The organism is Hyphomonas sp., assembly GCF_037969335.1.
In the GTDB taxonomy this organism is placed as follows: Bacteria; Pseudomonadota; Alphaproteobacteria; order Caulobacterales; family Hyphomonadaceae; genus Hyphomonas.
This window is the reverse complement of record NZ_JBBKXE010000154.1, coordinates 39,246-46,430: the sequence shown is the minus strand read 5'-3', so window position 1 is coordinate 46,430 and position 7,185 is coordinate 39,246. Positions and strand designations below refer to the sequence as shown.

The window sequence follows — 7,185 nt, the reverse complement described above, 5'->3', positions numbered from 1 at the left end:
GGTCTGGCCGGGTGGGCAAGTGGGGTGTGTCAGGCGGGGCAAGGCCCGCCTTGGACGAGATGGCGAGCGCGATACCGCTGTCATATTTCGCCTTAGGGGGATTCGGCAGGTCGCCGGAGGCCGCGAAGACGGCTGATGTGAGCCAGCTGTCATTGACGCCCTGACTGCTGGCCATTTCGATGGCGAGTTCCGCGCCAGCCGTATTGTCGCGCAATGCCGCGCACACGGCGCGCAGCTTGGCCCAATAGGCACCGTCGCGCAGTGCGCTGGTATTCTCGGCGCAAGCCATGGCTTCGTTGCCGAGGGCGAGGTTCAGGTCGGTGGCGATCTCGTCGCTGTCGAGACCAGGCGGTGATATTTCCAGCCGGGCCATGAGGCTGGCAGCCGGGCGGGCTTCGCCGAGTTCGAACAGGATGCGGGCGCGTTCGGCGAGAAGGGCGGGAGACTGGTCGCCCTGTGGCGCGGTCGCGGGCGACAGGGCCATGCGGCGCATGAGCGTACGCTCACCGGGCGTCAGGCCCTGCGTGCGGACAGCGCGCATCATGGGCAACAGGGTTTCCGTGCTCGAGGCGCGCCACATGGATGCCGGCAGGGCCGGTTCGCCAGCCTCGAGGAAGCCCATGCCCCAGGGATCGACCATTTGCAGGCCGGAATCTTCGATCTGGGCGCTCGCGGAGAGGCAAAGGGCTGAGGCGGCGGCGAAAACCGCCGGCCAGGACCTAGAGGACACCCTCTACCTCCATACGCACTTCGCCAGCGGCCGGCTTGTTCTTGACGGCCTGCTGTCCGAGCCACCAGGCGCCAACAAGGCCGAGAATGACCAGAATGCCGAGAATGATGAGAAATTTGCGCATATGATTAGCACCCCTGGGTCGAATTCACTTTTGCATCGGCCGTTGACCGATTGCTCACACAGTTCCGTCTCTATAGGAATTGGTCTGAATAGTGAATGAAAGCCTGCAATGCCCGCTGACAGCGACAGTCCCGCGCAAATAACCGATCCGGCGCCTGCCTTTGCGTCCCGGACGATCGCGCTTGTGGGGCTGATGGGCGCCGGCAAATCGACGGTCGGGCGGCGCCTGGCCGAGAAACTGGGCCGCAAGTTCTATGATAGCGACCATGAGATCGAGAAAGCGGCCGGGCTTTCCGTCGCCGATATTTTCACGATGCACGGCGAAGCAGACTTCCGGCGCGGCGAGCAGAAAGTGCTCGAACGGCTGCTGGGCGAAGAGCCACACGTGCTGGCGACCGGTGGCGGTGCCTATATGAACGAAGACACGCGCAACCTGCTCCGCGAGAAAGCCGTGACGATCTGGCTGAGCGCCGATCTCGAGACCTTGTGGCGCCGGGTACAGAAAAAGAACACGCGCCCCTTGCTGAAGCGCAGCGATGCGAAACAGGTGCTGCAGACCCTTTTGCTGGAACGGGAGCCCGTCTATTCAAAGGCAGACCTGATCGTGCACAGCAAGGACGGCCCGCATGGGTCGACAGTGAACGCGATTATCAAGGCGCTAAAGACGTGGGAGCCGGCATGAGCAAGATTTCACCAGAGCTGGAAATCGTCCGTGTCAGTCTCGGCGACCGCAGTTATGACATCGTCGTCGGGCATGGCGCGTTGTCCCAATTGGGCGCCCGCCTGACGCCGCTGCTGAAGCGAAAGCGCGTTTTTGTGCTGACCGACGAATCAGTCGCGCGCCTTCACATGGACGCGCTGGACGCGGCGCTCCGCCCAAGCGGCATCACGACCGAGGTGCTGGCGCTGGCGCCGGGCGAACAATCGAAATCCTTTGCCAACCTGGAGCGTATCCTGGACTGGCTGCTGGGTGCCGGCGCCGACCGCAGCGACATCCTGGTCGCCTTTGGCGGCGGGGTCATCGGAGACATTGCCGGATTGTCGGCGAGCCTGATGAAGCGCGGCATGGGCTTCGTGCAGGTGCCAACAACATTGCTGTCACAGGTCGACAGTTCGGTCGGCGGCAAGACGGCGGTGAATACGCCGCGCGGCAAGAACATGATCGGCGCCTTCTACCAGCCGCGTTTCGTGATTGCCGATACGGCGCTGCTCGCCACCCTGCCAGCGCGCGACCTGCGTGCCGGTTATGCCGAAGTTCTGAAGTATGGCCTGATCAATGATGCGGCCTTCTTTGACTGGCTGGAAACGCATGGCGCCGATGTGTTGGCGCTGGCGCCGGATGCGATCCAGATTGCCGTGGCCACCTCGTGCCGGGCCAAGGCGGCGATTGTCGCCGAGGACGAGACGGAAGGCGGTGTGCGTGCATTGTTGAATCTGGGCCATACGTTCGGCCATGCGGTCGAGGCGGCCAACCAGTATCGGCCCGATGTGCTGCACGGCGAAGCCGTTGCGCTCGGCATGGTGCTCGCGTTCCGCTATGGCGCCGCCGAAGGGATCACGTCGCCGGACATGGCCGCGAAAGTGGCGCGGGTGATCGCGGCGTCTGGCTTGCCTGTGGAACTCGGCAACATGCCGGGTGGTCCGTACGAGGCGACAGAACTTGCGGACCTGATGAAACAGGACAAGAAGGCGCGGGGCGGAGAAGTTCCGCTAATTCTGGCGCGAGCGATCGGCCAGTCCTATATTCACCCCGACGCCGACCTGAAGTCTGTTGCGGCGTTCCTGATGGGCGAACTGGAAAAGGCGTGAGGGTCATCACCGAACTCGGAACACTATGATAGCCGGATACATCATCGCGATCCTTGTATTGCTCGGCATGTCGGCATTCTTTTCAGGATCAGAGACAGCGCTGACGGCTGCGTCACGCGCCCGCATGCACCAGCTTGAAAAAGAGGGTGACAAGCGCGCGGCTGCCGTGAACCGCCTGATCTCGGACCGGGAACGCCTGATCGGATCGATCCTGCTTGGCAATAACCTGGTCAACATTCTTGCGTCTGTGCTGGCGACATCCCTGTTCACGGCCCTGTTCGGACAGGGCGGCCTGGCGCTGGCCATGGCAACGGGCGTGATGACAGTTCTCGTGCTCGTGTTCTCGGAAGTGCTGCCGAAGACGTATGCAATCACGCGAACCGACTCGATGGCGATGGGTGTGGCGCGGCCGATTGGCCTGCTCGTCATCTCTGCCTCGTGGATCGTCAAGCTGATCCAGATGATTGTCATGGCCACGCTGAAATTGCTGGGCCTCGCGACACCAGCCGACGCCTTGTCTGCCGCAGAAGAAATCCGCGGTGCGATCGACCTGCATGCCTCTGAGGGCACGGTTGATGCGGCCGACCGGCTGCGCCTTGTCGGCGCGCTCGACCTGAAGGATCTGACGGTCGAGGACGTGATGATCCACCGGCGTAATATCCAGATGCTGAACGCCGACCTCGAACCGCGCCAGATCGTGATGAAGGCCCTGGCCAGCCCGCATACACGCCTGCCGCTGTATCGCGGGGAGAAAGAAGAGATCGTCGGCATCCTGCACGCCAAGGACCTGTTGCGTGCGGCGCTACCGCTCGGCGGCGACCTGGCGTCGCTCGACCTGGAAGGCATCCTGCGAAAGCCCTGGTTCGTACCGGAGACGACGCCGGTGCAGGACCAGCTGGACCTGTTCCTGGCCAAGCGCGGTCATTTTGCTTTGGTTGTGGACGAGTATGGCGAGCTGCAGGGCCTGATCACGCTGGAAGATATCCTGGAAGAAATTGTCGGCTCGATCAATGACGAGCATGACGTGGCTGTTCAGGGTGTGCGTCCGCAGGCCGATGGAACGGTCAATGTCGATGGCTGGGTGCCGGTGCGTGACCTTAACCGGGCCACGGGGTGGCACCTGCCGGACGATGAAGCCGTGACGGTAGCGGGCCTGGTCATCCACGAAGCGCAGACAATTCCGGAACCCGGACAGAGTTTCGTGTTCCACGGCTACCGTTTCAATATCCTGCGGCGGCAGCGTAACCAGGTGACGGGTCTGAATATTTCAGAAATTGAAACCGCCTGAGGCCGTTTCGCCGGAGGCATAGACCGCGTCGCTGCGCGGTTCATTGCAGCCATTGACGTTCAGCCAGAGCCTTTCGCGTTCCGAGACGATGTTCGCTGAATCCGGATCCGGATTGCTCAAGGCGATCACCGCGTAGGTCGTGCGGAACGCTGAAAGATCGTGCGAGACCGGCACGAAGACTATTTCGCTGTCGCCGGCGCAGACGGTTTGCTGGATGTTTTGCAGCAGCGGCATATCCAGCTCGCCACGTGCGTTCTCTGCTGAGGCCATTCCGCTGGCGAAAAGGCAAGCGGCGCCCAGTATAACTCGTTTCAGTACCATCACCCGTTCTCCTCGACGGTTCGAAGAGGAAACGATTGATTCGAAATCCGGTTCCCTGATGGATTAAATAAGGTCAATCATGGCGTTTTCGCCTGAAGCGAGAGCGCATGGAGGCCTGAATCGAATTCTTTTTGCAGTGCGAGCATGACGGTGCGCTGGATCTGGACGCGAGAGAGTCCGGCGAAGGCATTTGACGTAATCTCTATATTATAGTGGGTTTCTCCGCCCGGTGCGGCACCCGCATGACCCGCATGACGGGCGCTATCATCGGTGATCTTGAGGTGTTCGGGCTCAAAAGCCGCGGTTAAAAGATCACGAATCCGCGAAGTTCTGTCACTTGGTTGTGGCATGTTTACGATCATCTCCATATTATGCCCCGCTATGTCAGATTCAGACCCCTTCAGCTACCGCGTCAAGTTTACCGACATTCGGATAAAGCCTCCTGCCGAGGAGACGTCGAAGGCGCGTGCGCGCAAGACGCGTGTGTGCGAACACCCGGAATGTGAGCTCGAGGGCGCCTTCCCGGCGCCCAAGCGCGGCGGCAAGGGCAAGCTCTATTTTTGCCAGGCCCACATCACCGAGTACAATCGTGCCTTCAACTTCTTCGAGGGCATGTCGCAGGCCGAGGCCGCCTCGTTCACGCGCTCGGAACGCTACGGCCACAAACGGACCTGGAAATTCGGGACCGGGCCGATGGCCGGCAAGAAGGCGGCGACAAGCCATGATCCGCGCAACTGGGCGGGCCGGGGCTTCTTCAATGTCGATGATGCGGGCAATGCCGAGGGCGGCGCAAAGGCGCGCCGGTCGGCGCTGCAGGTCCGTGCGTTGAACGAACTCGATCTCGAGGCGACATCCACGCCGGCCGAGATCCGCGCGCGTTATGCCGAATATGTCCGCCGCTTCCACCCCGATTCCAACAAGGGTGACCGGTCGTCTGAGCACAAGCTGCAACGGGTGATCCGGGCCGGCAAGCTGCTCAAGGCGGGCGGGTTGATGAAGGACTAGGCCGGAGCGTGCACGATCTCCTGGTCATTGGCGGCGGTATCAACGGGGCCGGCATTGCGCGCGATGCGGCTGGCCGGGGCCTGAAAGTTCTCCTCTGCGAGAAGGACGACCTGGCCGCTCATACGAGTTCAGCGAGTACGAAGCTGATCCATGGCGGTCTGCGCTATCTCGAAATGTATGACTTCGCGCTGGTGCGCAAAGCGCTGATCGAGCGGGAAATCCTGTTGCGTGCGGCGCCGCACATTATCTGGCCGATGCGGTTCGTGCTGCCTTATGACAAGGATTTGCGGCCCGCCTGGCTGATCCGGCTGGGCCTGTTCCTGTATGACCATATGGGCGGGCGCAAGATGCTTCCGCCGACCCGGACGCTGCGGCGGAACAAGACCGATCGGCTGGATCCCTTGCGCGAGGAATTCCGGCTGGCTTTCGAATATTCCGACTGCTGGGTCGAGGATTCGCGGCTTGTCGTGCTGAACGCCGTCGATGCGCAGGAGCGCGGGGCGGAAATCCTGACGCAAACCGCCTGTATCGGCCTGGCGCGCCATGCCGATCATTGGGAAGCGACCCTGCGGGGGCCGGATGGCGAGAAGACCGTGATGGCCCGCGCCGTGGTCAATGCGGCGGGCGGCTGGGTCGACGAGATTCTCGGACTGGCCGAGCCGGGGACGCGTCAGCAGAACCTGCGCCTCGTGAAGGGCAGCCACATTATCGTGCCGCGATGGTATGAAGGCGACTATGCCTATTTCTTCCAGAATGGCGACGGGCGGATCATGTTCGCGATTCCCTATGAGCGGGGCGAATTCACGCTGATCGGGACGACGGATGTTCCCTACGAGGCCGACAAGGACAAGGTCGAGATCAGCCAGGACGAGATCGAGTATCTCTGCGCCGGGGCCAGCGAATATTACAAACGGTCGATCACGCCGGCGGATGTCGTGGCGACCTATTCCGGTGTGCGCCCGCTTTATGACGACCATGCAGCGAACGCGTCGAAAGTGACCCGTGATTATGTGCTGAATTGCGACCGGACGGGCGGCGCGCCTGTCCTGTCCGTCTTCGGCGGCAAGATCACCACCTATCGCGAACTCGCCGAACACGCGCTCAAGGAACTCGGGCCGGACTTTCCGGGCATGACGAAGCCGTGGACGAAATCGGCGAGCCTGCCGGGCGGCGATATCCCGGGTGCTGATTTCGAGGACTTCCTGCGCGGCCTGTCACTGCGCCATCCCTGGATGGAACAGCGCCTCCTGCGGCGGCTGGCGCGCGCCTATGGCACGCGGGTCGACGCGCTGCTCGGCACGGCCAAAAGCACGGTCGAGCTTGGCCGCGACTTTGGCGGTGGCCTGCACGAAGCCGAAGTCACCTACCTGATGCGGCATGAATTCGCGCATACGGCAGAAGACATTCTCTGGCGCCGCAGCAAGCTGCGCCTGCACCTGAGCGAGTCAGAGCAGGCGAGCCTTGCGACCTGGCTGGAGCGCCAGGTGTCAGCTTGAGGCAGTGCGCGGACCGAGCTGGCGTGCGCCGAAGACGAGCAGGCCGACAAGCACGAGTTCGATAATCACGGGTTGCGCGATTCCGGCCGGGGCGCCGTCAATGATGACGCCGATGAAGCGACCGGATACGGCCAGACCGAAGACGAGCGCCGATCCATAGAGCCAATGGGCCTTGCCGCGGAACAATGCGAGCGCGCAGGCGATGAAGTTGACGAGGAAAAAGGCCGCCAGATCTGCCCGCAGTGAATTCGTGCCGAGGGCGTCGATACTGGTCAGGCCGAGAATCGCGCCGGCCTTCATCGGGTCCGCCCAGAACAGAAGGCCCATGGCCAGCGAAAATAGTCCGGCAAGCGTAACGCCCACCCGTGCAATCCAGATCATCTTGTCCTCCCAGCGCAGGCTCGTGCTTTTGG

Annotated in this window: 9 protein-coding genes and 1 pseudogene; 5 read left to right on the top strand and 5 right to left on the bottom strand. The window is 62.3% G+C overall.

Annotation, left to right across the window (positions count from 1 at the left end; genetic code table 11):
• Positions 1-730, bottom strand: a pseudogene (locus tag AADA04_RS11855) (hypothetical protein); the annotation flags it as partial.
• Positions 720-854: a hypothetical protein gene (locus tag AADA04_RS11850; RefSeq protein WP_340693480.1), complete on the bottom strand. Its 135-nt coding sequence runs from the start codon at positions 852-854 to the stop codon at positions 720-722. The pseudogene AADA04_RS11855 and the gene AADA04_RS11850, both read right to left, overlap by 11 nt.
• A 108-nt stretch (positions 855-962) precedes the next feature.
• Between AADA04_RS11850 and AADA04_RS11845 the strand changes: the two genes are divergently transcribed.
• From AADA04_RS11845 to AADA04_RS11835, 3 genes are read left to right on the top strand one after another with little or no spacing between them, the layout of a single operon-like run.
• Positions 963-1,535 (top strand): shikimate kinase, encoded by a 573-nt coding sequence (locus tag AADA04_RS11845; protein WP_340693479.1) that lies wholly within the window; start codon positions 963-965, stop codon positions 1,533-1,535.
• Entirely contained in the window at positions 1,532-2,662 is a 1,131-nt protein-coding gene (gene aroB / locus AADA04_RS11840) for a 3-dehydroquinate synthase (protein WP_340693478.1), read from the top strand. The genes AADA04_RS11845 and aroB overlap by 4 nt, the downstream gene beginning before the upstream one ends.
• 25 nt (positions 2,663-2,687) lie before the next feature.
• A complete protein-coding gene (locus AADA04_RS11835) occupies positions 2,688-3,950 on the top strand; it encodes an HlyC/CorC family transporter (protein ID WP_340693477.1) in 1,263 nt (420 codons plus the stop codon).
• Here AADA04_RS11835 and AADA04_RS11830 read toward each other — a convergent pair.
• Together AADA04_RS11830 and AADA04_RS11825 are read right to left on the bottom strand one after the other, a co-directional pair.
• Positions 3,930-4,271, bottom strand: coding sequence for a hypothetical protein (locus AADA04_RS11830; protein WP_340693476.1), 342 nt, complete (start codon positions 4,269-4,271; stop codon positions 3,930-3,932). The genes AADA04_RS11835 and AADA04_RS11830 overlap by 21 nt on opposite strands.
• Before the next feature lie 77 nt (positions 4,272-4,348).
• The gene (locus tag AADA04_RS11825) at positions 4,349-4,639 is read right to left on the bottom strand and encodes a BolA family protein (protein WP_340693475.1); all 291 of its coding nucleotides are present in this window, start codon (positions 4,637-4,639) and stop codon (positions 4,349-4,351) included.
• 13 nt (positions 4,640-4,652) lie between these two features.
• Here AADA04_RS11825 and AADA04_RS11820 point away from each other — a divergent pair, with 13 nt between their 5' ends.
• Positions 4,653-5,276 carry a J domain-containing protein gene (locus tag AADA04_RS11820; RefSeq protein ID WP_340693474.1) on the top strand — a complete coding sequence of 208 codons (624 nt, stop codon included), beginning with the start codon at positions 4,653-4,655 and terminating at the stop codon, positions 5,274-5,276.
• A gap of 8 nt (positions 5,277-5,284) precedes the next feature.
• Positions 5,285-6,772 carry a glycerol-3-phosphate dehydrogenase gene (locus tag AADA04_RS11815; protein WP_340693473.1) on the top strand — a complete coding sequence of 496 codons (1,488 nt, stop codon included), beginning with the start codon at positions 5,285-5,287 and terminating at the stop codon, positions 6,770-6,772.
• On the opposite strand, the gene AADA04_RS11810 is transcribed toward AADA04_RS11815, so the two are convergent.
• On the bottom strand, positions 6,764-7,153 hold the full coding sequence (locus AADA04_RS11810; protein WP_340693472.1) for a DUF4345 family protein: 390 nt from the start codon (positions 7,151-7,153) through the stop codon (positions 6,764-6,766). The two genes, AADA04_RS11815 and AADA04_RS11810, sit on opposite strands and share 9 nt — an antisense overlap.
• Positions 7,154-7,185 lie beyond the last annotated feature (32 nt).

Coding starts and splice junctions, on each gene's coding strand:
- AADA04_RS11830 (WP_340693476.1), bottom strand. CDS start 4,271: ATGGTACTGAAACGAGTTATACTGGGCGCCGCTTGCCTTTTCGCCAGC.
- AADA04_RS11845 (WP_340693479.1), top strand. CDS start 963: ATGCCCGCTGACAGCGACAGTCCCGCGCAAATAACCGATCCGGCGCCT.
- AADA04_RS11835 (WP_340693477.1), top strand. CDS start 2,688: ATGATAGCCGGATACATCATCGCGATCCTTGTATTGCTCGGCATGTCG.
- AADA04_RS11810 (WP_340693472.1), bottom strand. CDS start 7,153: ATGATCTGGATTGCACGGGTGGGCGTTACGCTTGCCGGACTATTTTCG.
- AADA04_RS11825 (WP_340693475.1), bottom strand. CDS start 4,639: ATGGAGATGATCGTAAACATGCCACAACCAAGTGACAGAACTTCGCGG.
- aroB (WP_340693478.1), top strand. CDS start 1,532: ATGAGCAAGATTTCACCAGAGCTGGAAATCGTCCGTGTCAGTCTCGGC.
- AADA04_RS11850 (WP_340693480.1), bottom strand. CDS start 854: ATGCGCAAATTTCTCATCATTCTCGGCATTCTGGTCATTCTCGGCCTT.
- AADA04_RS11820 (WP_340693474.1), top strand. CDS start 4,653: ATGTCAGATTCAGACCCCTTCAGCTACCGCGTCAAGTTTACCGACATT.